Below are 26,023 nucleotides of genomic sequence, written 5' to 3'. Positions count from 1 at the left end.
CAGCACCGAGCACCACCTGCGCTGGCACACCTGGCGACGACGCCACCAAGCCCGCGCCCGCTGGTTCCACTACCGGGCCCGCCTCAACCGCCAATGACAAGATCACGTTCTACGACTGCCGTACTAGGAGAGTCACGTCGGACGGCCGACTTGTTCGTTTCCAGCCGACTGATGTCGGAGCTGGCGAACGCTCTTGTCGAGGCTGTCCCGGCGGGCCAGTTGGTTCTCCCGTTGACGGGCGAGCTCGGGAGTGAGGAGGATCCTGCTGGTATGCCCAACCGGGTGGTCGCGGTGGCGCCGCCTCACCAGGGCGTTGGGCTTGCCAAGAGGATGGCCGAAGCGGTACGCGAGACGTGGCATACGTACGACCCGCAGGGCGAGGTCAATGGGTATCCGACCGTGCAGTGGGTCGCGGTCCCACCCGGCGCGGACGGGTACGCAGGGCAGTGGAACAGGGCGCAGGAACTGCTGGCGCAACGCAAAAGGATCCGCAACTTCGCCTTTCCCCCGGCCCCCGTCCAGGGAGTCTGCACTCTGACGGGCCGATGGCCTGGGGCAAGGGGAGCAGATCGGGGGCGACGCGGCGAATACCTGTCGAAGGTTGGTCGGATCAAGCGTGGCTACCGGGGGGCAGAGCGTTTCCCGTCGACCTGGTCCATCGCGTCCGCCCCTTACCGGGCTTCGATCATCGACGCGGCCACCACGTCCCCGAGACTTCACCAGGCGGTTGAGGATCTGCGTGAAGCCGCGGAAATGCTGCGGGATGACCTTCGCTCAGGCGACTCCGAGCGGCCGGCTTCGGTGGGCTGGCGCGGCGGCGGCCTACCCGGCATGCCGAAAGCGGCCGACCCCGTTCTGCAGTGGCTGCGAACGTTGGAAGGCTCGTGGTGCGAGCCGGGAACCTGGGACCCCCAGTCGCTGCGGTTGGACCACGGTCTCCCTGCGGAGCCGGACGGAGACGTCTGTGGTCTCGGCAAAGCCACCGCCGCGGAGCTGCGCAGAGCGGCGGAACGGGAGGTGCTGGCGCCGCCTTCCGCCTACCTGGCGGTTGTAGTGCAGGATGCCGACCGTATGGGCGAGTCGCTGAGCCGTGCCGAGCTGGGAGACGCGCTGCGTGGCTGGCACGGTGATGTGTCACGGGCGTTGCGTTCGGCTGGTGAGCTTCAACGTGACGCGGTGGAAGCGCCGGAACACCTGGGCCGGGTGGTGTACGCGGGTGGCGATGACCTCCTGGCGCTGGTGCCCATGGCCTACGCAACGAAGGCGGCCCGGGCTTCCTACGGCGCGTTCCGCGAGGCGCTGACCGACAACCTGCCAAGCGCGACGGTGAGCACGGCCGTCGTGTTCTTCCACGTCTCCTCTCCGCTCCAGTCCGCGGTGGCCGCTGCGCAGAAGCTGCTGGAAGAGGCCAAGAAGCACCATCGACCCGGGCTGGGCGTAACGGTCATGCGCCGCGGTGGGGAACGCGCGACCTGGACCTCACGCTGGAACACCCCGTCCGGTGCGGAGGCTCTGGACCACCTGGAGACCCTGGTCGCGTCGATGCGCGGTGGTGATCTGTCCGCCCGGCTGGCGATGGGCCTGGAACGAGACCTAGAGGAGCTGTCCACGCTGAACGATGAATGGCTGAAGATGGAGCTGACCCGCCGGGCTCTCCGGCACGGCGTCTCTGAGGATGGCGCCGCAGCGTTGCTGGAATTGATGAGGACCAGCCACGGCGATGGTCCGCCAGTTGCTGCCGCGCTGGTGGCGCAGTTCCTGGCCGCCGAGAGCACCTGGTGACGGCGCCTTCCAGGGTCCGGTGGGTGGTGCTAGAGCCCCTGGACACGGTGATCGTGAGGGACGGCCGCGCTTTCGACGCCGGTGTGCAGTCCCAGTCCCGGACGGTCCCCCCCACACCGACCACCATGGCTGGTGCGATCGGTGCCGCCTACGGGGCGGCACCGGGTGCTGCCCGCTCCGGCTCCGACAGCAGGGGACGGGACCTCCCCTCGCACGTGCAGGGCCCGTTCGCGGCCTACCGAAACGGTGACGAGTGGCAGGGCTGGTGGCCGGTGCCCGCCGACGTCATCACGGTGAACGACGATGTTGAGCGGCTCTCTCTGGTCACCCCGGGTGACGCTGAGCACGACCTGTCCGGCGAAGTCGAACTGCTTCTCGACGACGGCGGCCAGGACGGCGAGCCGCTCACCGGCTGGTGGGACGAGCAGTCCCTGACCGAGTACCTGCACGACGGCTGGGTGTCCCGGCCGATCACGGGCGAGCCGTGGCAGACCGAACGCCGCGTGGGGCTCGCCCGGGAAGATGACCGCACCGCCAAGGACAGCATGCTGTACTCGGCCGAGCACCTGCGGTTCGCCCACGGGTACGGGCTGGCAGCCCGCTGCCTGGGCGGTCCGGCCCATCCGCTGGCCGGGATGGTGAATCTCGGCGGGCGCGGAAAGCGGGCCCAAGTGCACGAGGTGCCGGACATCACCGTCCCCGAACCTCCCGGCGACATCGACGGTGGCCGGCTCCTGCTGTACCTGGCCACGCCAGCGATCTTCCCTGGTGGCGGCTGGAGACCAGACCTGTCCCGGTGGCCCGGGACGACGCTGGTGGCCGCTGCACTGGGGCGCCCCCAGGTGGTCACCACAGCCACACCTCGGCGATCCCAAGGATCGGTCGGTGACGGGCTTCTGATGTGGGCTGTGCCTGCCGGGAGCGTCTACTACCTGCAGTTTCCCAGCGAGGCAGCGGCCGCCAAGGCCGCCGAGTCATTGCGCTACGAGCCACTGGACCAGCACTTGATCAACGACCGGAATTGGCTGAGCACCGCGGGCTTCGGGCTCGTCTTCACAGGAAGGTGGGACGCGCCGTGACACTGCAACGGGCGCTGCTGTTCATGTACGCCGAGACACCTGTCCACCCCGGAGGTGACACCGGTGCCTGCGCGGTGGATCTGCCGATCCAGCGGGAGGTGGCGACCGGGCTGCCGATCATCAAAGGCGAAAGCCTTAAGGGCGCGCTGCGTGAGCACTTCCGCGAGCGCCTTCCGGAGAACCAATGGGAAGGGATGTTCGGCTCCAAGCCGCCCCGGGGCGGTGGCAATACCAGGCCAGGGTCGCTGCGCGTACACGAAGCACAGTTGGTGGCGTTCCCCGCTCCGACCCTAGAGGGCACGTTCGGGTGGGTCACTTCACCGCTCGCCACCACCCGCCTGGCCCGCACAGCCGGGCTGGCCGGAATTCAGATCGCCGCCGCAGGAGCGCTGGACCCGGACGACACCACCTGCCTGACGTCGAGTAGGCGGCGGGGCAAGACCGTGCTGGGGCAGTACGTTCAGGAGACCCGGCACGACTCCGCGCTGGGGTCCTTCGCCACCGCACTGGCGGAACTCGCCCTACCCGGCACTGTCGACGACTATCTGAAGATGAAGCTCGGCAAAGACCTATGGTGCGGCGTGGACGGGCTGCTGGGCGCGATCAGCAGAGACTGCGCCCCGATCGTCGCCCGCGTCCAGCTCGGCGCGGAGGACGACGACGGTAACCCAACCAAGACCGTCCAGCACGGCCCCTTCTACAGCGAGTATTTGCCCAGCGAAACTTTGCTGGTGGCGCTGTTGGAAGGGCGTCCGCAGGATCTGGCGGAGATGGCGGAACTGGACTCCGGGGTGCTGCGGGTGGGGGGCGATGAAAGCATCGGCAAGGGGCTGATCTGGTGTCGTCTGCACTTGGGTGTGGAGAGCACCTGATGGCGCTGCGACGGGCGGACATCGACGTGGCCGCGACCGCCATGAGGACGCTCGCCACGATCCGCGATACCTCCGAGAACAAGACCGTCTCCGGTCAGGTCCTGACGCGCCTGGCCAGACTGCCGGCCCAGTTGCGCACCAGTGGCCCGCTGCCCACGCTGGCCTTCCATGCCGCCAAGGGCCAGGGCGAAAAACCGTTGGACCGGGCGTACGCCATCGTGGGCGCTGCCCTGCGCACCCAGACCTGCGTGGTGCTCGGCTGGACGGAGGACGAGCCAGACAAAGCCATAGACCTTGCCTTCCTGAGCCGCCTCACCGACCAGATCCAGCAGGACCCAGTCAGTCTTACCCAGGTCACGCTGCGGTTGCAGGAGTTCAGTGTTTGGCTGCGCCGACTAGCCGAGGCCCTGGATGGCGAGCAGAAGCGCGAGGCGCAGAAGCGTGCCGAGCAAGAGCGCAGGGAAGAGGCGACCGGTGCCTGAGCCACTGCTGACCGGGCCGGTCGGGCTGCGTCACCCCGGCAGGACCGGGATCAGCGAGCTGTGGCGGTCGGGCCAGGCGCTGGCCACCGCAAACGCCCGGCTGATTCTTCTTCGCACCGCCTATCTGACCATTGCGAGCGGGGAGTTCGAACTGGACGACGGCCCCGTCCACCGGTGGGCCATCGCGACCAATCTGGGGCAGGGGGCGCGTGTTGGAACTCACCTGCCGCCCGGCGGCATGCCGGGCGAGTCCGCCAGGCTGATGGCCGCTGTGACCCGCCGCCGGGCGGCGGCCGTAGCCGCGTTGGAGGACGGCGAGACGTCCGTGCGCACCCTGGGACTGGCCGCCGAGAGCGCTGTCGTCACTGGGACTGGAGCGGGCGGCGTGCGGGACGTCGGCATTGAGCTGCACGGCACCTACGGCTGGCCGATCCTGCCCGGTAGCACCCTCAAGGGTGTCACGCGAGAATGGGCGCGGCAGCTCGGCTTTCCCGCCGCCCGAATCAGCGAGATCTTCGGCTCGGCCCCCAAGGCGGACGAGCAGATTCCTGGCGGGGTGGCGTTCTTTGACGCGCTGCCCTGGCGGTACGGCGTCGAGGTCACCTCCCAAGTGCTCACGCCCCACACCCGTGGCTACCGCAGCGCCGCCGGTGACGGTCCAGAGCCACCCGGCGAGCACATCAACCCTGTACCGATCCCATTCCTGGGGGTAGAGCGGGGCTGGTTCGTCACACACCTGGCTGGTCCCCGGGAGCTGGTCGACGAGGCGGCCGACCTGCTCGCAGACGCCGTCGGCGAACTCGGCGTCGGCGCCAAGACCGCCTCCGGTTATGGATACTTCACAGCCCGCCCAGTCAATTCAGAGGAGGAGCTTTGACCACCTATGTCGTGCCGTGCGGTCGGTCTGTCCACGATGGGTTGCGCAAGAAGGAGTACTGTCCGCAGGGCGTCACACCCGGTCGGTTCGCCGATGCGGAAATGGCCTGGTGGCCGGAGGCCTCCAAGGACGGGGACGAGGTCGTCGCGGCTTGGGCCCGGGCGCTGGAGCAGAAGGCGGTCGCCGCGCGGCTACCCGATTGGGACACCCGGGTCTGCGCCGAGGTGAACACGCTGACCGTCCGAGGCCCGCAGCGGACGCCCGTCCTGCTCAGTGGTGGAGACCGGATCGTGCTGCTGGCGTCCGACACCGAGGAGGGTATGGCGGCCGCGTTGACCTCCGCGTACATCATCGCGGGCGGGGACACCGGCCTCATCGGGTGCGTCACCGCCCCAGCCGGCGACGAGCCCGCCTTGGATTTCCCCAACCGGTTGCCCTATGGCCGGGTCACCGTCGTGCGCATACCCCGCCTCGCTCCTCAGAGCAGCGGCCTGCGGGACGCGGTGGCCGCGATCGGTCAAGTGCTGCGCGCCGCCTTTGACCTCGGCGGGTCGCTGGAGGTACACCTGACCGGCGGTTTCAAGATCACCCTCCTGCACACGCTGACGATGACCGAGCTCATCCACTCACGGGCTCCGATACGCACGTCCGCCTGGTACATCTTCGACGACGAGCGCGGGGCCAAGGGGCCTGACCGGATCAGCCTGCGGTGTTTTCCGGAGGAGCACTTGCGCGCGATGCGTGAGGAGCTTTCCACGGTCAAGCTGAAAGGACGGGTGCCGGTCGGCGGTAGCTACCGGGGCGTGGCCTGGAAGGAAACGCCCGACGGAAGCGCAGTGCTGACCGACTTCGGCCACGGCCATCTCGCGGTCCTGGGCGGGCCGGCACACCCCAATACCGCCGACGGTGGCCCGTGAATCTCGCCCAACTTGTCGTTCTCCCGGGACAGGACGCGGATGCCGCCGCCCGCGCCCAGGAGCTGGGCTGCGCCCTCCACTGTCACCGCCGCGACCGGGTCGACGCGGCACTGAGAGCCGCCCCGGCCGACAGGGTGCGGCACTGGCGAGATCTGCTTTCCGGGCTGGGCGACATTCAAGGTGTCAACCTCCAGGACGCCTGGTACCTGTTCGCCTATAACCCCGGCCCCATTGTCAGTGACCTTTCGCTAGATGAGCGGCCCTGCCAGCGTTGGAGCATGCTGGTCGATGTTTACACCGCGTGGCTGGAGTTGGTGGCAGACCGGCAGATCCCTGGTGTCGATGACCGCTCCGCCGCGATCGGCGCGGCCTGCCTGGCCCGGACCCGATGGAAACTGCTGTCAGCGCCAGACCGTCCTGGCGTCGATGACCTGCCGGCCTACGAAGGACGCCTACGCGTCCATTCCCGGGTCCAGCAGGCCCGGCAGGCACGCGAGCAATGGCTGACCGTGCTGGCCGAGATCGACGACTACCCGGTGCTGGCCACGCTGGACATGGAGGCCGAGGCTGCCGACCTTGCCACGGTCGATCTGGGATCGAATGCAGCCCCACCCTGCAGTGCCGTCCCCGACTCCGGAGACGCCGTTCCACGCTCGGCAATCGCAGGGTACGTGGTGACCCGGCTGCTGTTGCCCCGCTTCGACTGGCGCACGTCCCGGACCCTGGTGCTCGCCACCGAGGGGAGCCGGAGCACCGTCCACTGGTGGTGCGCCGCGACCGTCCTGACCGCGGCGGTGGTTGCTTTCGGCGTCGCTATTGACGACCGGTACGCATGGTCGTACCACGGGTACACCGTCGCCGCCGTCCTTGCCCTGCTCGGATACGCGGTGATCGCCGCCGGCGCCGCGATCAGCCCAGCGCTGGGGTGGTTGTGGCTGCTGCGTCAACCCGCCGGGTCCGCCGTCGGGCTGCTCGCCCTGGGCGCATTGCCCGCCGACTGGTGGTGGAAGGCCGACCCCGCTCTCCTGGGGCAGGCGGTAGTGCTGCTGGCCGTCGTCGGCGTCGGCTACCTACTGGCCGAGGCGTCCAACCACGGGGCCCGCGGCTGGTACCTGCTACGACGCACTGGCGGAATCACCCTCGCCGGATTTCTGCACGCATTCCTGATCGCCCTCATCGGGTTGCGCACCGTCGTACCCGCCTTCACTGGTGCGCCACAGGGCACCGACCTGCGCCTGTCGTGCTGGTGGACTGCCGCCGGGTGCACAGCAGACGGTCTGACGCCCTGGCAGATCGTGCTCGCCGCCACCGCATGGAGTTTCGTCGTCGGCGTGTTCTTGCAGATCCTCTGGGACGACCAGCCGATTACCGCGCCACTCGCCCATGTTCGCTGGGTAAGGGGAACCTCACTATGAAGCCTGACCACCTCATCTGGCACGACCTCGACCTGAGCACCCTCACACCCGCCTACCTCGGCCGGTTCCCTGGCCGGGATTCCAAAACCCGGAGCATCCCTTTCCCGGTGCCGAGCATGCGCGGAGTGCTCGCCTACTGGCTGCGGGCACTCGCCGGACCGTACGTCGGGAACTCAACCGAGAAGCTGCTGGAAGCTGAGACGGAGGTGTTCGGCACCGCCAAGGATTCCCGCGCGGCCCGGCCCTCACGCATCCTCCTGCGCGCTGGCCGGATCGAAGTCGGCCCTCCGCCCGAACAGCCGGTGTCGGGTGAGGGCTACTTGATGGGTCCAGGGCTTGTTGACGCTGATGAGAATGGGCGGTGGCCGCGCCAGCTCAGCCCAGGTGCGGTGCCCGTTCGAGTGCGCAACCTGGGCAGGCCCTACCACGCCGACCTGTTCCTTGCCGCGCTCTGGGCACTGTGCACTTACGGCGGTCTTGGCTCCCGCAGCCGCCGCGGCTTCGGAACCCTCGTCCTCGGCTCCCCGCCCGATTTGCCCACCGCACGATTCGACCCGTCTTGGTTCTCCAGCACCACCGATGCCCTGGAGGACGTCCTCGCGTGCACGGTCGCGGCGCTGGCCGATCTAAGAATCGGTCCTGGTCCGGAGTTCGATGGTCCCACTCCGTACCCCTGCTTCGCGCCCGGCCACTACACCGTCTCTCAGCACAGGCTGAAGGGGCGTGACGCCTCCAGCGCCCTCAATGAGGTCGGCCGCTTTCTCCGGGCCTTCCGGCACTCCCGCGAGCCGGACCCCGGCTTCGTTCCCAGCGGTCCTTTCGTTCTGCCCAACACCGAGGGCTTCCGAAAGATCGCGGAGCCTCACCGGCGTCATCAGAGGCCACACGGGCCGTTCTACGACGGGGCGCTCGGATTGCCCGTCGTATACACCGAGAAGGGCGTAGACGGCTCTGTCACCGTAGAACCCCTCGCCGACGGCAAAGCGACCCGCCGGGCATCACCCTTGTGGCTACGCGTCACCGCCAAGGACGGCCAATGGCTCCTGCGCTCTCTGGTGTTTCATGCCGAATGGCTGCCCGAGCAGATTGGGCTCCAAGTCAAGGAAGACGGCCGGACGAGGCAGGTTCAGAAACCCAATCAAACGGACGTCCGCGTCGAACTCGACCGCTGGTTCACCGAAGCCGACGGTCAGTTCGGCACCGGCCAATGACCCCGGATGCTTGCCGCTCCCCTGACTTGCGCGCAGCTTCGTTCTTGGGCTTACCACACGGGCAGCTGGTTACGGAACCAGGGCTGAATGCATTCTCAGATATTGAGACCGAGGGCGATGAGTGGGTGGGTGAAGTCGTCGCGGGCCCAGCGGGTGGCTTCGGCGATGTTGGTGAAGCCGAGTAGCCGTAGTGCGCCGATGGCGTGGCTGCGCATGACGGCCAGGACCGAGGGCAGTGCGCCAGCCCGGACGCGGCACCGGTCTTCACCCAGTGTTACGTCCCGGATGTAGTGGTCGCGGTTCTCGATCGACCATTCGCCGCGGACGAAACCGGCGAGCCGCCGGGCGTCGGCCTGGGCGGCGGTCAGGCTGGTGACGCCGAGGACCGCTTGACCGGACAGGTGTTCACCGTCCAGTCCATAGAAGTGGCGTTCGACCAGGAACACCTGCTTGACGTGGGGGAACTTGAGTCCTCCGGGGGCGGGCATCACCTGTATGGTGCGGATCTCCTGGCGTCCGTGGCCGCGGTCGTAGGTGGTCCAGCCGGACGGGACATCGGTCCAGGCGAGCTGGTCGAGGCGGTCGAACAGGGCCGGCTGGTTACCGCCGACGGGAAACACGAAATGGGTGCCCCGCCTGCGCAGGTACCGAGCATGATCACGCTGGGTGTGCATCATGTCGGCGCTGATCACCATGTTGGCGATGTCGCCGATCTGGTCCAGCAGCGGGACGAACGCGGTGATCTCGTTGCTCTTGCCGTCCACGTCCAGCTGCGCGAGCGTGATGGCGTCGGCGGCGAGCATCGCGCCCAGGCGGTGCCGGGCCCGGCCATCGCCAGTGGCGGTGCCACGCTGGGTCTTGCCGTCCACGGTGAGGCCGATCAGTTCATCGTCGTCGTAGAGGTCGGGCACCTGCGCGGCCCGGTAGCGGGCGTAGGCGGCGTCGACCTGGGCGGGATCGACGCCTGTCAGGGTCCGGTACACCGTGTCGGGGTGGGGAGCCTCCAGCACACCGGTGCGGGCGTTGCGGCGTGCTCCCACGCTCTGCAGTACCTGCTCGGGAGCCACGGTGATCCAGTGCCGGACGGCCGCCCAGGTGGTCGCTCCCGACACGATCGCGGCCTGGACCAGCGCGAACATCACCGTCAGCGAGTGACGGCGGCCCCGCCGGTCACGCGGGTCGGGGACCTGTGCCCATACCTGCAGCAGATCGGTGCCGCCCGCGCCGCCGCTCTCCCCGGCTGGCTCTTGGCCGGGGTCACCGGCTGCGGCTTCGCAGGTCATCGTGATGACAGACGACAGGGTGCAAGGCATGGCAGACTGCGTGAACAACGAGGCTCCGTAGGACGATTGATCTAGGCAATCGCCGTTCTACGGGGCCTTGTTGCCTCCCGGCCCGCGGACACGCCTCACGCGATCATCCCGTGACCTGGCATCTCGCCCGGCCATCTCAACATCCGAGAACGCAATCAGCCCTGCGGAACGTCCGCCACGGGCATCCCCGTGTGGGGCAAACCAGCGCTGTACCTGCGCCAATACCATCACCTGCCGCCCCTCGACGGGAACGACGTTGACCGTCTGATCGCAGGAGCCGTGCACCCCGCTCGGTCAGCACTCGCACACCGAACATGGCGCCAGCCAGGTAATCACTCAGTGCCACCATCGATAGGGGAATGCCGAAACCGGGGACTGTACGGTTAACTGGACAGCCCCCGTGGCCGGTCCTCTGCAAGTTGGCCAAGCGCACGGACCACGGTCACCTCCCAGGGGGCAGCCTCGCTCAGGCATCGGTGTTTGAACAGCAACGAGAATTGGAGTGGTCGTGAGAGACTGGCTGGGTGCGCGAGTTCCGATCACGTACCGCAGACATTCGCGGGACGGCGTTGCCTATGCGGCCGCCCCGATCCGGTGTTGGTGGCCGGGTGTGGATCTCTTGGCCTTGTCTGGGCTGGTCACCGTGACAGAGCTGCCCGTAGGATCTGCTGCGGCTGCGAGGTCGCCGGTGCCTGTTCCATCGTGTGCTCCTGCATCCACAAATGGCCAGCATACCGTTGTCCGGCCATTTCAGAGAAGGCCGGGAGGTTGGCGCACACCCCGAAAATGCCTTCTGACCTGCGTAAACGCTACTCAGAAGATCGTCTTCGGGGTGCTTTCAAGGTCGCTTGCGAGGAGGTTGGCGCATGATCTTGCAAACCTGCAGGTCAGACCCCCATAATTTGAGGTACTGTCGCAGCGCTCAACAAAACCGCATCGGATTGAAACTTTAGGCCGGTCTTCCGCGAAGTACGGTCGAAGAGACAGTCGCAGCGCTCAACAAAACCGCATCGGATTGAAACCCGTCGGCTGTGCTGGCGGTGGCTCCTTCGTCGGCGTCGCAGCGCTCAACAAAACCGCATCGGATTGAAACGGTGCTGTCCATGGTTCACCTCTTCTCGTTGGACAGTCGCAGCGCTCAACAAAACCGCATCGGATTGAAACCAGGTGACGATCGGGCGAACCACTAGGGTGTCACCGTCGCAGCGCTCAACAAAACCGCATCGGATTGAAACTTCGTGTCGACGCCGTCGCCCTCCTTGAACTTACGGTCGCAGCGCTCAACAAAACCGCATCGGATTGAAACTTACAGCGGTGCTTGTTGTGTCTCGACACTATGTCGCAGCGCTCAACAAAACCGCATCGGATTGAAACTTGCCGGCGTGCTGGAGGAACAGTGGGTACATCTCGTCGCAGCGCTCAACAAAACCGCATCGGATTGAAACAGCGGCGGCGCCACCACTGCGGACGGGGCTGTGTGGTCGGTCGCAGCGCTTAACAAAACCGCATCGGGAATAAAGTTTTTGAGGGCGGGGCATGTCTATATCATTCGCAGTGCCCAACAAAACCGCATCGCAGCGCGGATTGCGAGACCATGCAATGGCGTCAGTAGGAGGGGCTGCTGCCGCGCTGGCCAATGGCGTGGACGACGATTTCCCGCGAATGGCTGTGCCCGATTTTGGCGCTGAACCGGAAGGCGGCGGGCAACGGCATCGTCGGGATCACGTTGATGCGGGTGGCTCCACTTACCAGTCTTTCCGCGATCCCCGCCGCGGCGATCGTTTCTTCCGTGAGCGCGTCGACGCCCTCCTTGGGCCACGGGTGCGTCGTGGGGAGCGTGAGGTGGGTCTTCACCGTCACGGCGTATAGGTCCTGGCGGTACTCGGTGGCCTTGCTTTCGAGCAGTTCCGCTCGGGCGGCACCGCGTCCAGGGCAGCTGCGGTGACGACGATTCCGATCCGCGTTTTGGTCGACGCGTGAAGCCGCAGGCGGGCACCGACCCCCATGAAGGCGAGCCCGGCGACACGCCCAAGCAGAAGCCACCAGCGTCCTGCGGGAGCGTCGGTCATCACGGACTTCGCGGTCTCAATGTCGAAGCCGCCCGCGAGGATGCCGCCCAGTCCGCGCCACGCCGCGCCCTCGGTGACTACTCGTCGGGTTGCCGAGCGGGGTGCTGAAGATCCCCCTACGACGGTCATCGTCGGCGCATTCACGGTGCCAGTCACTGGCCGCTCGTCCTTCCTCTGCCTCGTGGAACCAGCAACGTGCAGATGGACGATACCGATACGCCGTCCAATTCTGGCCATACGTTGCAAGACCACGCTTAACGTGATCGTTTGCGCACGTCCAGTGGGCATTTGGTGCTTGATCTTGCAAGCGCCGAGGTCAGACGGGATATGCATGGCCGGAGACTGGCGCCGCGCTATTCGGGGTGGCAGCAACCGTGCTTGGTGGGCCGAATCCGGACACGGATGTATGCGCCGGTTGAGCAACTTGTTCTCTGTGGGCGCGCTTAGCATGCCGTCCTGGGTGACGAGGGGTTCGTCCATCAGTACCTGGCGATGGTGCCGTGGACGACGAGGGGGCGGGGTTGGGCGTGCATGCGGTCGTGCTGAGCACGGCGGGCAATCAGAACTACATCTTCGGGTCGAACAAGCGACGTGAGAATGTCGGCGCTTCCCACCTGATCACTTGTGTCGAGGACGAGTGGCTCGACAGGGCCCTGGCGGAGGTCGGGGCACCCGGCGTGCTCGTTCGTCAGCAGCGTGTCGAAGAACACGGCATTGAGGTCGTTACCGCTAATGCGGGGGGCGTGACGATGCTGGTCAGCGATCTCGAGGCCGGGAAGCGGGTCGTCGAGGTCATCACCGAGGCGGCGTTGCGGGAAGCCCCAGGGCTGGACGTGTGCGGGGCGATCAGTGAGTCTTTCGAATGGGGAGACGCCGAAGAACCCGCGCGCGGTATCTCGGCTGCTCGGGATTTGGTTGCGGTGGCGCGGTCCAGGAGGCGGGGGCCGCGGCTGCGGTTTGCGGGGGTGCCGATCGCTGCGCGGTGCGGTTCCAGTGGTCTGCCTGCACACCGTGTCGTCAAGTTTCACGATGATCGGCGTCCGGAGGCCCGCTCGGCGGTGAGCATCGCGAAACTGGACGCGTTCGATCCGGCGTTGCTGCGACTCGCCGTGAAGATGGGGCTGTGCGACGAGGGCGATGAGGAAGGCAAGTCGGCGGCGCGTCGGGAACTCAACGTGATCGTGGACCACCTGAACGACAAAGCCGAGTGGGTCGCGGTCGTCCATGCGGACGGCAACGGCATGGGGAAGATCTTCCAGGGATTCGCGCGCATGATGGCCGACCGCGGGGTCACACGTGCGAACGACTACGCCGCGAGCCTGCGCGGCTTGTCCGAAGGCGTGGATGAATGCGCGCGCGAGGCGTTCCGTTCGGCGTTCGGCGAGTTGCGAAGCAAGAAGTGGTCCGCCGATACGACCGAACCGCCGGTCCTTCCGCTCATTCTCGGCGGGGACGATCTCACCGTGGTATGTGACGGTGAGCTGGCTCTGCCGTTCGCCCGCCGGTACCTGGAGGAGTTCACCCAGCTCGCCGCTGAGCACGACAACATCCGTGGCGTCCTTGAGCACGTGGACGGCTTGCGCGGGCTCGGTGCGTGCGCGGGCGTTGCGATCGTCAAACGTCATTACCCGTTCCACAGTGCCGTCCACCTGGCCGAAGAGCTGACGGACGAGGCCAAGATCGTCAAGAAGGAACTGGGTCAGAGCAGAAGCGCCTTGTCGTTCCACGTCCTTCACGAGAGCGCGGTCGCCGACCTCGGCCGTATCCGCGAGCAGCAGAGTTCGGCCGATGACGGAACATGTCTGACCGGCCAGCCCTACGTCGTCGGCGAGAGCGAAGACAACGCTTGGGCCCGGCACCGGCACTGGGTCGACCTTGAAAGGCGTGTCGCTGCTCTGACCAGGGAAAAGAACGAAGCTTTCGTGATCTCGGCCGGGCAGGCGCATGAACTGCGCTCCGCGCTGTTCCGGGGCCGCCAGGCCGCGAATGCGCGGTACGACCTGGTGGGCACGTGGCTCGGAATGGACGAGGTCCAGGACCTCAGCGATGACGGCTCCCTGTTCTGGCAGGAGGGCGACACTCATCGCACAGGTCTCCTGGATGCCCTGAACGCCGCCCCCTTCCTCTCCCTGGAGGACCGGGCATGAGCCACGCGATCGCATTGACATTGCGCATGCTGAGTGACTGGCACATTGGTGCTGGCACCGGGCAGTACGGGCGCCTCAGCCGGCAGGTGCTGCGCGACGACGAGTACCGGCTTCCGTTCGTTCCCGCCAAGTCGCTCAACGGTGTCTGGCGCGATGGCTGCGAGATCGCCGCCCGCGCGCTCGACGGCGAAGGCGCCAGCGGCGGCGAAGGCGCCGGGATCTGGCATTCCTGGGTGGACTACCTGTTCGGCTACCAGCCCGCCTTTCCCGGCGCGGAAGCGGCCGATACTCCGGAGAACCCTGCCCAGCATCCTCGTCCGGCAGCGCTCTGCTATCTCGGTCCACTCCGGTTCCCGGGTGATCTCGGGCCTGCAATCGCGGAGAACCGGCGGCTCAGGGAAGCGGTCGCGTTCGTGAAGCCGGGCGTCGCGCATGACCCGGTGACCGGCGCGGCCAAAGAGGACATGCTGCGCTTCGATGAGATGGCCCGCGGAGGCGTGACGCTTACGGGCACGGCGGAACTACCCGAGGGCCTGTCAGAGGAGGAACTCGGCTGCGCCCATGCCCTGCTCTGGGCCGGTGCGCGCCTGGTAGAGGGCATCGGTGCGAAACGACGCCGGGGATCGGGACGGTGCCGGCTGGACCTGGGCGGCGCGGGGCTGCCGCCCAGCGCGGACGAGCTGGCGCACTGGACCGCGAACCCTGTGGCGCCGCCCCAGGGAGAACAACAGCCTGGCCCCGACCTCGCCGAGCGGCCGGTTACAGCGGACGGCTGGGAACGTGTTCTGCTCAAGCTGACGGTCGAGACGCCCCTGTTGGCTCACGACCGAACGGTGGGCAACCTCGTCCAGGGCCGCGACCACGCCCCCGGCTGGATGCTGCTCGGCCCCCTTTTGGCGCGCCTGGGCTCGCCCGCAGCCGCAGCGGCGGCACGCTGCGGCGACCTGTTGGTCACGTCCGCGACTCCGATGGTCGAGGGAGGCCCTGGACGCCCGGTGCCCCGCGTGATCGAGCGCGCCAAAGACGACGAGGACGCCCACCTCAACCGCATGACCGACGGGCCTCCGGAGGGAAGGGCCTTCAAACGGGTGCGCGGCGGATATGTCTCCGGGACACCCGGCACCGCGATCGAGTCACCCGGCTTTGTGCTCAGGATGCACAACACCATCGAGGACAGGACGCAGCGCCCCACACAAGCCCTCGGCGGCGTCTACGTGTACCGAGCGCTCGCGCCGGGAACGGTGCTGGCCGCCGAGGTCCGGATCCGGCACGGGATCCTCGACTCGGGCTGGTGGACGAAGCTGGACGGCCGCTGGCGGCTAGGACGTTCCCGCAAGGACGACTACGGCCTGGTCAACGCCGCCGCCACTCCCATGGACATCGAGGAGCAGCCCGCACCGGTAAAGAGCGGTGACAGGCTGCGTATCTGGCTGCAGTCGGACACCCTCGTCCGAGACAGGCGGCTGGCACCAAGCGACGACCCCGACGACCTCGCCCGCCTACTGGAAAGGGCCTTCGCGGCGGCGGGTGCGGCAGGGGTGCGGCTCGAACCGATCCTCCAGGAGAGCGGCCGGGTTCCAACGAGCTACGAGACCGCGCGTACCGACTCCTGGCATCGGGGCTGGCGGTTGCCGAAGCCGGTACTCATCGGCTTCGCGGCCGGAGGCTGCATGACCTTCGAGGTCACGGACGGCGAGATCGGCTCTGACGTGCTGGAGTCCGTCGAACGGTCGGGCATCGGCGAGCGGCGTGGTGAAGGCTTCGGGCAGATCCGCATCAATGACCCCGTCCTGACGAGCAAACTGTCCGGCAAGGACAGCGGCACGTCACACAAAGCCGACGAGCCCACCCGCGGTTCCGAGACGGCTCAACGAGCGGTGCCCCCGCTACCTCCGTCCGATCCGGGCCACGCCGGTGCGCGGCTGATCGAACAGGCCGCGTGGCGTGCGGAGATCTGGCGGCTCGCCGAAGAACAAACCACCCAATCAAGCGAGGTGTTCGGCCCGCTCATCGAACTGTCGGCCACCCGGCTGAACGCGCTGCGCCGCCTCTTCGACCACCTGAACGAGGAACCAGACCGGCTGAACAAGCGCATTACCGCCCTCACCACACGCTGGAACGCACCGCAGGCGACAGCCGCGATCCGCGCCCTCCTTGTCGACAAGGACACCTGGGCGCTGCTCGGCTTTACCGATCAGGAAGAGCTGTGCCTGACCACCGACGGCTTGGACGTCCTGCGCCAGAGCTTGCGGGACGATGCTTTGCGGTCTCTGCTCACCGCCTGCCTGGCTGCCCATACCCGCCGCGAAGCCCAGAAGGAGGAGCGCAGATGACCCGCACGAAGGGCCGTCCGATGGAGCGGCGACTCCGGATGCGCGGCTGGCTCCGCACCCAGACACCGCTGCACGTGGGCGGCATCGCACTCGACCCGGCCGAAGCGCTGCCCGTCGCCGTAGACGGCCAGGACCGCCTCTACGTCCCGGGCACCAGCCTCGCCGGCGCCCTGCGCGCCTGGATGCGTGGCGCCGACCCCATGACCAAGGGGCTGGACGACCTGTGGGGCTTCGTGGAAGACGGAGTCTCCGATGCCGGCCAGGCCAGCCGGATCGTCGTCCGGGACGCCGTCATCACCACCACGACCAGCACTGACGGGGATGGGATCCCGCACGACTCGCTGAGTTCACGGGCACTTCCCGCCGTCCACGGCGTCGGCATCGACCGCGTCACCGGTGCCGCCGCGTCCGGCTTCCTGTATGCCCGCACCATCGTCCCGCCGGGCCACTACCTGGCGTTCGAACTCGACGTGGAGACCACCAACGCCCACCTCGAACGTGACCGCGCCCGCCTGGACGCGTTGGTGACCGCCTTGGAGACCGAGGAGATAAGCCTGGGTGCCGCGCACCGGAAGGGCCTCGGGGTCGTGACGCTGCTGCCGTCCCCGCTGGACATTCACGAACACGACTTCACCACCCGCGCCGGCCTGCTCGCCTTCCTCGGCGGGGCACCAGAGACGTTCGACGCGGACCAGGTGAACGCCGGCGCCGCGGACATGCCGGACCGCCGCGAAACGCTCACCGTGCAGCTGCGGTGGAAACCCGACGCACCCGTCATGGTCCGCGCGGCGACCGAAGGCGCGACGATCCAGACGCTACCGCTGACCACGGCGATCGGGCCGGACACGTTGAAGCTGACGCTGAGCGGCAGTTCCATCAAAGGCGCTCTGCGCAGCCACGCCGAGTTCATCGAGCGCACCGCCCGCGGCATCGACGCCCCGCCACCGCCCATGGACGATGACGAGAACGTGTCGACCGCCAGGCAGCACGCCGACGCGTTCCTCGCCCAACTCGACCAGCTGGACGCCGTCCGCATGTTGTTCGGCGCGGCCCGCCGCAAACCGGACGACGAACCGTCCAACTATAAGTGGGGCGCCGGGGCCCTGACCGTCCATGAATGCGTCAGCGAGACCACGATCCCGTCCGACCTGTGGGACGCCGTGGTGGACGGAGCACCGGACGAGCGGACCGACGCCAAGCGGCCCGCACTGCCGCCGCCGGTACGTGACGCACTCAGCGGACACAAACTCGATCAGGCCGACCATGTCGCGATCGACCGGTGGACGGGAGGCGCCGCCGACCACCTGCTGTTCAGCGTCCTCGAACCGCACGGCGTCGAATGGGAACCGATCCGGCTCACCATCGACCTCACCAGGCTCGGCGACCATCGTGACGTGGCCCTGGCGCTGCTCCTGCTCGTCCTGCGCGATCTGGAGCAACGCCGCATCCCGCTCGGCGGCATGGTCAACAGGGGATTCGGCGACGTCACGGTCACATCCATCGAGTTCTCCGGCAACGGCTGGACGGCGGAGACGACGCTCGACCAGGCCCTCCGCCACGAGCCGCTCGCACCCGCATGGCGCGCCTACACCGATCCCGTGAAGGCCGAGGGAGCACGATGACCGCCACCACGATCCTGCACGTCGCCGCCCGCGACGGCATCACCTTCCCGGAAGCCATGGAGGCCGCACCGGACGGGGTCGCGCTGCTCACCACGCCATGGCGGTACGAGGTCGTCACCGCGGACGAGGCGCGCCGCTCCGCGCCGGAAGGAGTCTTCGAGGCCCGCGTCTTCGACGAGCACGCCGAGTTGCGCTGGCTCAACGAGGCCGATGACCGCGGACGCGCCGTCCTGCTCACCGAAGACCCGGCCGCCCTCCCCGCACCCTTCACCGAGCGCGAGCAAATAGAGGTCGTCGGCACCGAAGCCGGGGGCTACCTGCTGTGGGGCAAGGCCGTCGAAGCATCGGACGGCTGGACGACGCTGACCACGGAGCGCATCGGCAGCCTGCGCATCCCGGCCGAGATCGCACGCGGCGAGCACGCGAGCCTGGTCACCCGCGAGTACATCGCCCGGGATCCCGACCACGGCAACGCCTATATCGCGGAAGAACGCCTGCTGACCTTCCAGGTCTCCGAGCCGCTGCGCAGGGAGAAGGCGTGACGAACCAGAACCGGTCCTCTGACAACGGGGGCAAGGGAAAGCAGAAGAACGGGAAGGCGGAGCACAGCGAGCCGTTCCTCAACCCGTACACCTTCATCCCGGCCTTCCCCCGGGAAGAGATGACGGGCGCGTTCGCCGACAATCCTCCGGCGGGCGCCGACCGTCTCCACCCGGAGAACTGGACAGGTACGATCGGTGTTCGCCTGAAGGTCCAGACGCCGCTGCTGCTCCTCGACACCGCTCGCGCCTACGAGGCACCGGATGCCGAAGAAGGGCATCTCACATACCCCGTCCTGCTGCGAAACGGCCGTCCTCACCTTCCGGCCACCGCACTCAAGGGGATGCTGCGCGCCTCATACGAGGCCATCACCAACAGCCGGTTCGGAGTGTTCACCGGGCATGACGAGCCGCATGGCTGGCGACGCGTCGCGGACGACGCCCGCGACATGAAGCCGGTGCGCATCAGCGAGGACGGCCAGAAGCTGGAGTACTGGCAGGCCGTCAGGCTGCCCTACTACCGGGATAAGGCCTGCCCGAAGTACTCCCGCAATCGCTTCCCCCAGCACGGCGACCACGTCTGGGTCAAGACGAAACGCGTTAACAACGGCGACGAGGTCAGCGGCATCAAACTCCACAAGGAAGGGTTCCCTGGTCAAGGGTGGCAAGAAGGATACGTATTCATCACGAAGCAGAACGTGGAAAAGAAGAGTGACGAACGCGTATTCCTGCGGCAATCCCATACCCTGACGGTCAAACTCACCAACGAGTTGCGCGAACGCTGGGAATCCCTCATGGCTCACCACCGGGAACACCAGAAGGACGTGGAGACGGACGGCGACTTCCAGATAAGCCCCCATCGTGTCGAGGAAGAACGCCGCCAACTAAAACCAGGAACCTTCTGCTGGGCTTACGCTAAAGATGGTCCCATCGAAGCGCTGTATCCGGTGATGATCCCGCGGGAACTCGCCGCCACCGACCACGCCAGTATGGTCCCCGGAAAAGTGGAGCCCGCACCTCAGTACCGTGATCTTTCCCCTGCGGACCGCGTATTCGGCTGGGTCGCCCAAGAGGGGACTGGCACGCGACTGGCGGCCCATCGCGGTCGGCTGCGTATAAGTGACGTCACCTGTGTCACAGCCACCGACAAAGCCGTCGTGCGATTCTCTGGAGGCGGGCTGCCGCTGGCGATCCTCGCGCAACCGAAACCGAGCCAGGGGCGCTTCTACCTTTCCGACAGCGCCGCCGAGCCCGGCAAGCCCATCACCAAGTACACGTCCAAGAACGATGTGCACCGCAATGGCGACCGTGCCCTGCGCGGACGCAAGGCCTACTGGCACCACAAGCTGGCGGCAGACAGCGAAACGTACTGGACGCAACCTCCCTCCTCGACGGGCGACCCTACACAGCGCCTCATCGGCGGCCTGCTTTACAGGGAGTACCAACGCCCGAACAAACCTGTTGGGGAATCCGACCTAACCGCAGGCAAAACAGCTTTCGAGACGACCGGTGAAACGCAGCGCGACAAACAGAACCGCTCCGTCCTCGGCTGGATCGGCAAGGGCGCCGAATTCACCTTCACCATCGGCGTCCGCGACCTCCCGGCGGTCGAACTCGGAGCCCTGCTGTGGCTGCTCTACCTTCCTGAAGCCTGTCATCACCGCCTCGGACTCGGCAAACCCCTCGGCTTCGGCAGCGTCCATCTCACTCTCGACCTGCCACGCACCAAACTCCACACCGGCAAACACTGGGCGGAGTACTACCGGACCCTAGACGGCGACCTCCCCGAAACGCCGGCCAACGAAGCAGTCTTCTCCTGCATCGAAGCATTCGTGCTGGAGGCGAGACAACAGCCTGGTTTCGCGGAGATCGACAGGGCGTTCTCTGCGGCGGCCCGGGGCAGGGAAGACCTTCCCGTTCACTACCCGCGGGCACGCCCCCCAAAGATGCAGGGCAGCCGGACACCACCGAATCCCGCCGGCGAGTCGTACGAATGGTTCAACGCCAACGAAAAAATCCAAGGCAGAAAAGTCGCGGAACACCGGGGCCGCTCCCTCCCGTCCGCAGATGGGACCCAGGGACGTGAACTTGACGTCTACCCCCGTGAGAACTGAGACCGAGGCGACGGACACGCCACCGCTGCTGATCCACCCGGTCGGCGGCGGAGACCTCGGGTGGCCGCCCATGGCGACCTCCCCCTCACCGATCGACTTTCACGGCGGCCCGGACGACCGAAGGCCACTACGCAAGGTCTTCGACGGCCTCACCGAGACCGGCACGGAGATCGGCGCGCTCCTCCTCGTCGCGACAACGAACGTCCACGGCCCCTCGAGGCAACCGTTCGTCGAGCACGCACAGCGCATGCGCACCCTGCTGTGCTCGACCGAGGGCCTCTGCGGCCGCAGCTTCCCGGACGAGCACGTTCACACGGTGCAGGTCGCCGAACCCACCGCCCGCCACAGCGTCGAACCGATGAAGCAGATCCTCACCGCGCTCGACCCAGACGAATGCATCCTGACCTCCGGCACCGGGTCCTACGCCATAGGCGCAGGCGTCCTGCTCGCCGGAATCGAGACCGGAAAGCCGGTGACTCTGCTGCCGGTGGACGCAACGTCCGCCGCCTACCGCCTCGCCGATCTGATCCGGCCGCACGACACACTCCGCAACTGGCTGTTACGGCACCGCTTCTGGGACGAACTCGCAGCCGCCGACGACACGAACGCCGACATCTGGCGGCTGCTCGCCGCCCGTCAACGAGCCGACATCAGCCTTGCCGAGGCCACGATCGCCCACCCCGGACTCCGCGCGGGGCACCTCGGCAAACTCACCGAACTATGGCCGACCGTCCAAGCCGCGTTCTTCGAGCGCCTCGCCCGAGGTGAAGCGCTCGACCATTCACTGCTGCGCACCTGGTTCACCCAGCGGATCAGCAAGCCGACCTCCAAAGAGAACGCCGGCGTCCCGGTATCCGTCCAACGGGTGATCGAAGACCTTGCCGGGGAACTCGGCGACCCGGAGGCGCACGGCGGCGCGGCCAGGATCAAAGAAGCACGACGCCGCATTTCGCCGGTACCACGGGCGCGCCATGCGGCCCTGGTATGCGACGCCGAGTTCATCGACTTCTTCGAGAAGACCACCCCGCATGACGCACACCTTGCCCCGCCCGAGGCCCGGCACCGCCCCCTTCCCAGCTCCTTACTCGTAAACGCCGACCAGTGGGAGAAGAGCGACCTGGTCCCCACCCTCTTGAAAGAGCGGGGGCTCACGCCATGGCCGGTGCTGGGAAGCGGTGACATCCTCGTCCTCATGTGCGTCGGCATGGCGCCCAAGAACGACCCCGGCGACACGGAGGGCCACGCGGCCGTCCGGAAAGTGATCGACTGGGCTTCCAGGCACCGCGGCTCCCTCGCCCGCCCCGGCCGGGTCCGGCTGCGCCTCCTGGCCAGCGACCAGACGATGGACCGCGCCGAGGCCTGGGTGAACCTCGCCCGCTCGACCGCGCCTGCCGGCGCACTCGATGGCGCCGTTTTCGGCCCGTTCTCCACCGAGCCAGATGGCGTAACCGACATCAGTACGGCGATCCTGGCCGACCTCGGGAAGGCGAAGCCGACCGGCCGTTACGGCTCGACCAGCCTCCGGGACGTGGACGAGGTCCTCCTCGTCATCAACTCCGGAAAGCCCGTCACGGTGAACGGGATGATCGCCGCGGGTGTCCAATGGTCCCTGGAAGCGGCCTGCCCCCTGCGCGTAGCGGAACTCGGCCGCGACCGAGCCCTCCGATCCGTGATCCGGGAAGCCGACCTCACATTGTGCCGCCTCGGCGTGGACGCACGAATCGCCCGCCTGGCATCGTCGGCTGTCCGGCGCCTCGACACCCGAACGGCCTGGCAGCTGCTCTCCAACGCCTCACCGTCCCTCACCGCCACCCGTAACGCCGCCGCCGAATTCCACGGTGACCTATACGGCACCGCACCCTTGGCGATGGACACCGACGCCCGTTACGCACTCGCTTGCCAACGCCTCGAACTGATCGCGCACGCCCTGGCCGACGAACCATGGCCCGCCTGCTACACCGCCATCGAGTCACTCCGCCCAGGACTATTCAACTGGGGCCCCTGGAAACTCCTCATGCAGGAAGCGCCAGCGCTCAGGTCCCTCAACAGACTCCGCAACGAAAGCCCCTATGCCCATCTACTCGATAAACTACGCGACGCAAAACGGACGCAACCATCCACCAAGAACATAAGACTCTCGAAAACACCACCGAGTCGAGACCGGGTGGTCGAATTGCTTCACCAGTCAGCCACCGAACTCCGTGCGCTCCGCAGTGCGGGCAACCACTCGAACGAGAGGGACCAAGACCTGGTCGCCCGCTACACACGGCTGGGCGAGCAGCTCGATGACCTGGGAAAGGACGCCCGTTGAGCGATGTCATCCGGCACATCCACGCGTCCCAGTGGCAGAACCGAGGTTGGCGCACACCCCGAAAATTGGTCATGACCTGCGACGATGCCCCGCCAGAGATCATCAACCCAGCCTTCGGGCAGCCGTCCAGCCGGAGGTTGGCGCATGATCTTGCAAACCTGCAGGTCAGAAGCCACTAATCTGGGGTACTGTCGCAGGCCGCCACAAAACCGCATCGGATTGAAACGGCAGCTCTTCCAGGGCCTTGCGGCGCGAGTAAGTCGCAGGCCGCCACAAAACCGCATCGGATTGAAACCGACGCCGTTCGGCCCGGGGACGATCACGGTGTGTGTCGCAGGCCGCCACAAAACCGCATCGGATTGAAACGAGGTCGAGGTCGTGAAGCGCGGCAGGAACAACTAGTCGCAGGCCGCTACAAAACCGCATCGGATTGAAACACAGTCGGTGGTGTGGGCGTGTGCCATTGGATTTTAGCCGCAGGCCGCCAAAAAACCGTATCGGGAACATTGGCAGTGGTGGACCTCCGTGGATAGATGGAAAGTTGGGGCGGTTGTGGTGATTGCTTGACTTGAGTGGTCGTTTCGCTGATACTTGTGTGGTTCGACGGCTCAAGGGTCGAAGAGCATTTGAGGCTTTGTGCCTCCTGAGGAAGGCCGTGGTTCCCAGGTTCTCTGCCTGAGGGACGGACGGTCTGCTGGAATGCCTCAGGAGGTTTCGTGCGGCCCGTCGCCCATCTTGCTGATCAGGACGATGCGATCGCGTTCGCCGCGTTCCACACCCTCGTTTCTCCGGCGCTGCGCGCTGTCGCGCGTGGTCCGCTCCGGCGGGCTCGGCACTCTGGCCGTGCCTGTGAGGCGCCGGTCGGCGCCGGGTGGTGTGCCGAGTGCGAGGCGTCCGCTGACGATCTGGTTATGGAGAGCTTCACCCGGTTGCGGGCGGCGCTCGTAGGACCGTTGCCGACAACCCGGTCCGGGGAGCCGGTCCGCGAGATGGCTTTGGTGTGTGAGCACCTGATGTCCGCGGAGGCGGGCGAAGAGTCCACAGCCGCCTTGGCGGTGAAGCTGCGGGATGGCGCGACCGAGGGCGAGGACGCGTGGTTGCGCGCTGCACGAGCGCAACTCGTCCACTACCCGCTTGGTCTGTTGGAGGAGCGTGTGCGGCGAGCGGACGCGGTCCGGCGAGGGGCGTCGGCGCGCCCGGAACGGGATCTGCGGCAGGCGGCGTGGGCGGCGCCGCTCCGACAGGACGCCACCATACTGGACCTGCTCGTCCTCGCGGTGTTCCGTGCCCGGCGCGGTGTCCCCGAACTGTTCGACGTGCCAGACGACCTTCGGGAACGCCACGATCTGTCGCGTGCCGAGGCGGCTCGCCGGATGGCGGAGGCGCTGTGTGCACTGCGCAAGACCAATCCCGCGTTCTTTGCCGCCAACATCGGTGATGCCGTGCCCAGTGGCCTCGACGTCACCGTGGACGGTCCGGAGGACCAGCTCGAGGCCGCCGCGAGCCGTGAGGCCGCGCGCGCGACGATGCGTCGGCTCCTCGCCGGTGGAGCCGATGAGCCGGTCGCGCAAGCAGGCCGGCGCCTCGCCTACCGGGCTGTCGTCGCGGCGGTGTGCGCGGTGGGCTCGGGCCGGCGGAGTGATCCACTTGAGGTGGCTGAGGCGAAGCTGGGGCTCGCGCCGAGACCAGCCGGGCGTCTGGTCCGGCGGCTGGCGGTGCTGGTGGCGGCAGCCGGAGTGGACTGGTCCGAGCGGCTCACCGTGGAGCCGCCCACCGGAGGATCTCCTCGGCGAGCCGGTCGGCGTCCCGGACGGTGAGCGCGACGTGGATCGTTCGGCCACTGGCCTCCAGGGTGAGTATTAGACCGTCAGACTCGGGCCGCACCGCGAATCTGTGGAGCGCGTTGGGTGTGTCGTCACTGAGCGGCTGTTCGCAGACAAGAAGACCTGGATGCGGCAGGCAAGCTGCCAGCTCGTTCCCGGCCGAGGAGAACAGATCCGCGAGGTCGGCGCTGATCGGGGGTTCTTCGAGATCGGCGCGGAGGGTCAAAGTCGTCTCGCCGGTCAAGGTCAGGACAGCGAACGGTCCGTGGAACCAGACGGTGACGCCTCCGGCCTGGATCTCGCGGGGCCCGTACGGGCGGGCGCGGACACGCTGCGCGTAGGTGCTCGGGCGGTTCATCTGGGTATTGGGAGTACGTGGCCCATGCCGACGGTGGTGCGGTCGCCGATGCCCGCGTAGGCGCTGAATCGGACCAGGGCGTCCAGGCCCGCTTGGGCTTGAGGGGTGGTGCGGCGAGTGTCCGCGATGCGGTAGGTGATCTGCCCGATGCTGCCGCGCACGGGCGGGACATTGGCCTTGAGCAGGTGTTCGGCCATCGTCAGCCGGTAGTCGGCGACTTCAAGGTTCTGCGTGATGGCGTGGGCCGTCGCCTCGTCCAACGGTGCCTGGGGGGCGAAGGCGTTCCATTTGCGGTACAGGTCGGAGAAGACCCATTCGGGTTCGGGGAAGGGACGGACGCGCCGCGCGCCCTCTTCGCGGGCGGTGAAGAACGCGACGGGTGTGACGACCCGCAGTGTCCACTGATCGGCGGGACGCGCGGCCGCGAGGAGGTCGGGGAAGGGGGCGGCGCCGGCCAGTTCGACGGTTGCGATCTTGTATTGGCAGCGTGCTACCCGCACATTCGTGGTTGCCGCGAGTGCCGGGAGGACGGAGGCGGTGAGTGAGTCGGCGAGTATTCCGACCTCGAACCGCACGTGCTTGCTGGAGGCGCTGGCGCGCCGGTCCCGATCGTCCAGCAGCGGGGTGAGCGCGAACGGCTTGGGCGGCTTGGTTTCGTGGAGTGCGTCCGAGAGGCCGTCTTCACCCGAGTCGCGCAGCGCGGCCAGGAACGCGGCGTTGACGGCCGGGCCGGTGTGCGGTGGCGGGACGGGTGGGCGC

At 67.3% G+C, this 26,023-nt stretch carries 20 protein-coding genes and 2 CRISPR repeat arrays; of the genes, 15 read left to right on the top strand and 5 right to left on the bottom strand.

The window, feature by feature from the left end; genetic code table 11:
- Nucleotides 1-150: 150 nt before the first annotated feature.
- From cas10 to E1285_RS26685, 8 genes are read left to right on the top strand one after another with little or no spacing between them, the layout of a single operon-like run.
- Complete coding sequence (gene cas10, locus E1285_RS26720) at nt 151-1,782, top strand: type III-B CRISPR-associated protein Cas10/Cmr2 (RefSeq protein ID WP_165966775.1); 1,632 nt, start codon at nt 151-153, stop codon at nt 1,780-1,782.
- A 23-nt stretch (nt 1,783-1,805) separates the two neighbouring features.
- Nucleotides 1,806-2,861 carry a type III-B CRISPR module-associated Cmr3 family protein gene (locus tag E1285_RS26715; protein ID WP_165966774.1) on the top strand — a complete coding sequence of 352 codons (1,056 nt, stop codon included), beginning with the start codon at nt 1,806-1,808 and terminating at the stop codon, nt 2,859-2,861.
- Complete coding sequence (gene cmr4 / locus E1285_RS26710; RefSeq protein WP_132156773.1) at nt 2,858-3,733, top strand: type III-B CRISPR module RAMP protein Cmr4; 876 nt, start codon at nt 2,858-2,860, stop codon at nt 3,731-3,733. Before E1285_RS26715 ends, cmr4 begins: the two co-directional genes overlap by 4 nt.
- Entirely contained in the window at nt 3,733-4,215 is a 483-nt protein-coding gene (locus E1285_RS26705) for a type III-B CRISPR module-associated protein Cmr5 (RefSeq protein ID WP_132156771.1), read from the top strand. Before cmr4 ends, E1285_RS26705 begins: the two co-directional genes overlap by 1 nt.
- Nucleotides 4,208-5,092, top strand: a complete 885-nt coding sequence (cmr6, locus tag E1285_RS26700) for a type III-B CRISPR module RAMP protein Cmr6 (RefSeq protein WP_165966773.1) — start codon at nt 4,208-4,210, stop codon at nt 5,090-5,092. The genes E1285_RS26705 and cmr6 overlap by 8 nt, the downstream gene beginning before the upstream one ends.
- Nucleotides 5,089-6,009 (top strand): hypothetical protein, encoded by a 921-nt coding sequence (locus E1285_RS26695; protein ID WP_132156767.1) that lies wholly within the window; start codon nt 5,089-5,091, stop codon nt 6,007-6,009. The genes cmr6 and E1285_RS26695 overlap by 4 nt, the downstream gene beginning before the upstream one ends.
- Nucleotides 6,006-7,424, top strand: a complete 1,419-nt coding sequence (locus tag E1285_RS26690; protein ID WP_132156765.1) for a hypothetical protein — start codon at nt 6,006-6,008, stop codon at nt 7,422-7,424. Before E1285_RS26695 ends, E1285_RS26690 begins: the two co-directional genes overlap by 4 nt.
- The gene (locus E1285_RS26685; protein WP_132156763.1) at nt 7,421-8,635 is read left to right on the top strand and encodes an RAMP superfamily CRISPR-associated protein; all 1,215 of its coding nucleotides are present in this window, start codon (nt 7,421-7,423) and stop codon (nt 8,633-8,635) included. Before E1285_RS26690 ends, E1285_RS26685 begins: the two co-directional genes overlap by 4 nt.
- A gap of 95 nt (nt 8,636-8,730) precedes the next feature.
- Here the strand turns inward: E1285_RS26685 and E1285_RS26680 are convergent, their stop codons facing one another.
- The 3 genes from E1285_RS26680 to E1285_RS26670 all read right to left on the bottom strand — a co-directional run bounded on the left by E1285_RS26680 (nt 8,731) and on the right by E1285_RS26670 (nt 12,173).
- Nucleotides 8,731-9,918: an ISAs1 family transposase gene (locus E1285_RS26680; protein ID WP_165966772.1), complete on the bottom strand. Its 1,188-nt coding sequence runs from the start codon at nt 9,916-9,918 to the stop codon at nt 8,731-8,733.
- Nucleotides 9,919-10,860: 942 nt separating this feature from the next.
- A CRISPR array of direct repeats spans nt 10,861-11,532; the repeat unit is 36 nt; unit sequence GTCGCAGCGCTCAACAAAACCGCATCGGATTGAAAC.
- A gap of 21 nt (nt 11,533-11,553) precedes the next feature.
- Nucleotides 11,554-11,808, bottom strand: a complete 255-nt coding sequence (locus tag E1285_RS26675) for a hypothetical protein (protein ID WP_132156759.1) — start codon at nt 11,806-11,808, stop codon at nt 11,554-11,556.
- Nucleotides 11,805-12,173: a hypothetical protein gene (locus tag E1285_RS26670; protein WP_132156757.1), complete on the bottom strand. Its 369-nt coding sequence runs from the start codon at nt 12,171-12,173 to the stop codon at nt 11,805-11,807. Before E1285_RS26670 ends, E1285_RS26675 begins: the two co-directional genes overlap by 4 nt.
- 344 nt (nt 12,174-12,517) lie before the next feature.
- Between E1285_RS26670 and E1285_RS26665 the strand changes: the two genes are divergently transcribed.
- From E1285_RS26665 to E1285_RS26635, 7 genes are all read left to right on the top strand, one after another.
- Nucleotides 12,518-14,164, top strand: a complete 1,647-nt coding sequence (locus tag E1285_RS26665; protein WP_132156755.1) for a hypothetical protein — start codon at nt 12,518-12,520, stop codon at nt 14,162-14,164.
- A complete protein-coding gene (locus E1285_RS26660) occupies nt 14,161-16,497 on the top strand; it encodes an RAMP superfamily CRISPR-associated protein (protein WP_132156753.1) in 2,337 nt (778 codons plus the stop codon). Before E1285_RS26665 ends, E1285_RS26660 begins: the two co-directional genes overlap by 4 nt.
- The gene (locus tag E1285_RS26655) at nt 16,494-18,119 is read left to right on the top strand and encodes an RAMP superfamily CRISPR-associated protein (RefSeq protein WP_132156751.1); all 1,626 of its coding nucleotides are present in this window, start codon (nt 16,494-16,496) and stop codon (nt 18,117-18,119) included. Before E1285_RS26660 ends, E1285_RS26655 begins: the two co-directional genes overlap by 4 nt.
- Nucleotides 18,116-18,661 (top strand): CRISPR-associated protein Csx19, encoded by a 546-nt coding sequence (gene csx19, locus E1285_RS26650; protein ID WP_132156749.1) that lies wholly within the window; start codon nt 18,116-18,118, stop codon nt 18,659-18,661. Before E1285_RS26655 ends, csx19 begins: the two co-directional genes overlap by 4 nt.
- Nucleotides 18,658-20,772 (top strand): TIGR03986 family CRISPR-associated RAMP protein, encoded by a 2,115-nt coding sequence (locus E1285_RS26645; protein WP_132156747.1) that lies wholly within the window; start codon nt 18,658-18,660, stop codon nt 20,770-20,772. Before csx19 ends, E1285_RS26645 begins: the two co-directional genes overlap by 4 nt.
- Entirely contained in the window at nt 20,762-23,083 is a 2,322-nt protein-coding gene (locus E1285_RS26640) for a hypothetical protein (protein WP_132156745.1), read from the top strand. The genes E1285_RS26645 and E1285_RS26640 overlap by 11 nt, the downstream gene beginning before the upstream one ends.
- 190 nt (nt 23,084-23,273) lie before the next feature.
- Nucleotides 23,274-23,592: a CRISPR direct-repeat array (repeat unit 36 nt; unit sequence GTCGCAGGCCGCCACAAAACCGCATCGGATTGAAAC).
- Between the two features lie 207 nt (nt 23,593-23,799).
- The gene (locus tag E1285_RS26635; RefSeq protein ID WP_132156743.1) at nt 23,800-24,900 is read left to right on the top strand and encodes a hypothetical protein; all 1,101 of its coding nucleotides are present in this window, start codon (nt 23,800-23,802) and stop codon (nt 24,898-24,900) included.
- Here E1285_RS26635 and E1285_RS26630 read toward each other — a convergent pair.
- Complete coding sequence (locus tag E1285_RS26630) at nt 24,839-25,264, bottom strand: hypothetical protein (RefSeq protein WP_132156741.1); 426 nt, start codon at nt 25,262-25,264, stop codon at nt 24,839-24,841. The genes E1285_RS26635 and E1285_RS26630 overlap by 62 nt on opposite strands.
- On the bottom strand, nt 25,261-26,023 hold a 763-nt coding region (gene cas6 / locus E1285_RS26625; protein ID WP_132156739.1), incomplete at its 5' end, for a CRISPR system precrRNA processing endoribonuclease RAMP protein Cas6. The genes cas6 and E1285_RS26630, both read right to left, overlap by 4 nt.

This window comes from Actinomadura sp. 7K507, from assembly GCF_004348425.1.
Lineage (GTDB): Bacteria > Actinomycetota > Actinomycetes > Streptosporangiales > Streptosporangiaceae > Spirillospora.
Note: the sequence above shows the minus strand (reverse complement) of the source record. Positions and strands in the feature narration are given on the sequence as shown.

Excerpts from the sequence above, each read along its gene's own strand:
- E1285_RS26705 (WP_132156771.1), top strand. The coding sequence starts at position 3,733 with ATGGCGCTGCGACGGGCGGACATCGACGTGGCCGCGACCGCCATGAGG.
- E1285_RS26685 (WP_132156763.1), top strand. The coding sequence starts at position 7,421 with ATGAAGCCTGACCACCTCATCTGGCACGACCTCGACCTGAGCACCCTC.
- E1285_RS26680 (WP_165966772.1), bottom strand. The coding sequence starts at position 9,918 with ATGACCTGCGAAGCCGCAGCCGGTGACCCCGGCCAAGAGCCAGCCGGG.
- E1285_RS26660 (WP_132156753.1), top strand. The coding sequence starts at position 14,161 with ATGAGCCACGCGATCGCATTGACATTGCGCATGCTGAGTGACTGGCAC.
- E1285_RS26655 (WP_132156751.1), top strand. The coding sequence starts at position 16,494 with ATGACCCGCACGAAGGGCCGTCCGATGGAGCGGCGACTCCGGATGCGC.
- csx19 (WP_132156749.1), top strand. The coding sequence starts at position 18,116 with ATGACCGCCACCACGATCCTGCACGTCGCCGCCCGCGACGGCATCACC.
- E1285_RS26630 (WP_132156741.1), bottom strand. The coding sequence starts at position 25,264 with ATGAACCGCCCGAGCACCTACGCGCAGCGTGTCCGCGCCCGCCCGTAC.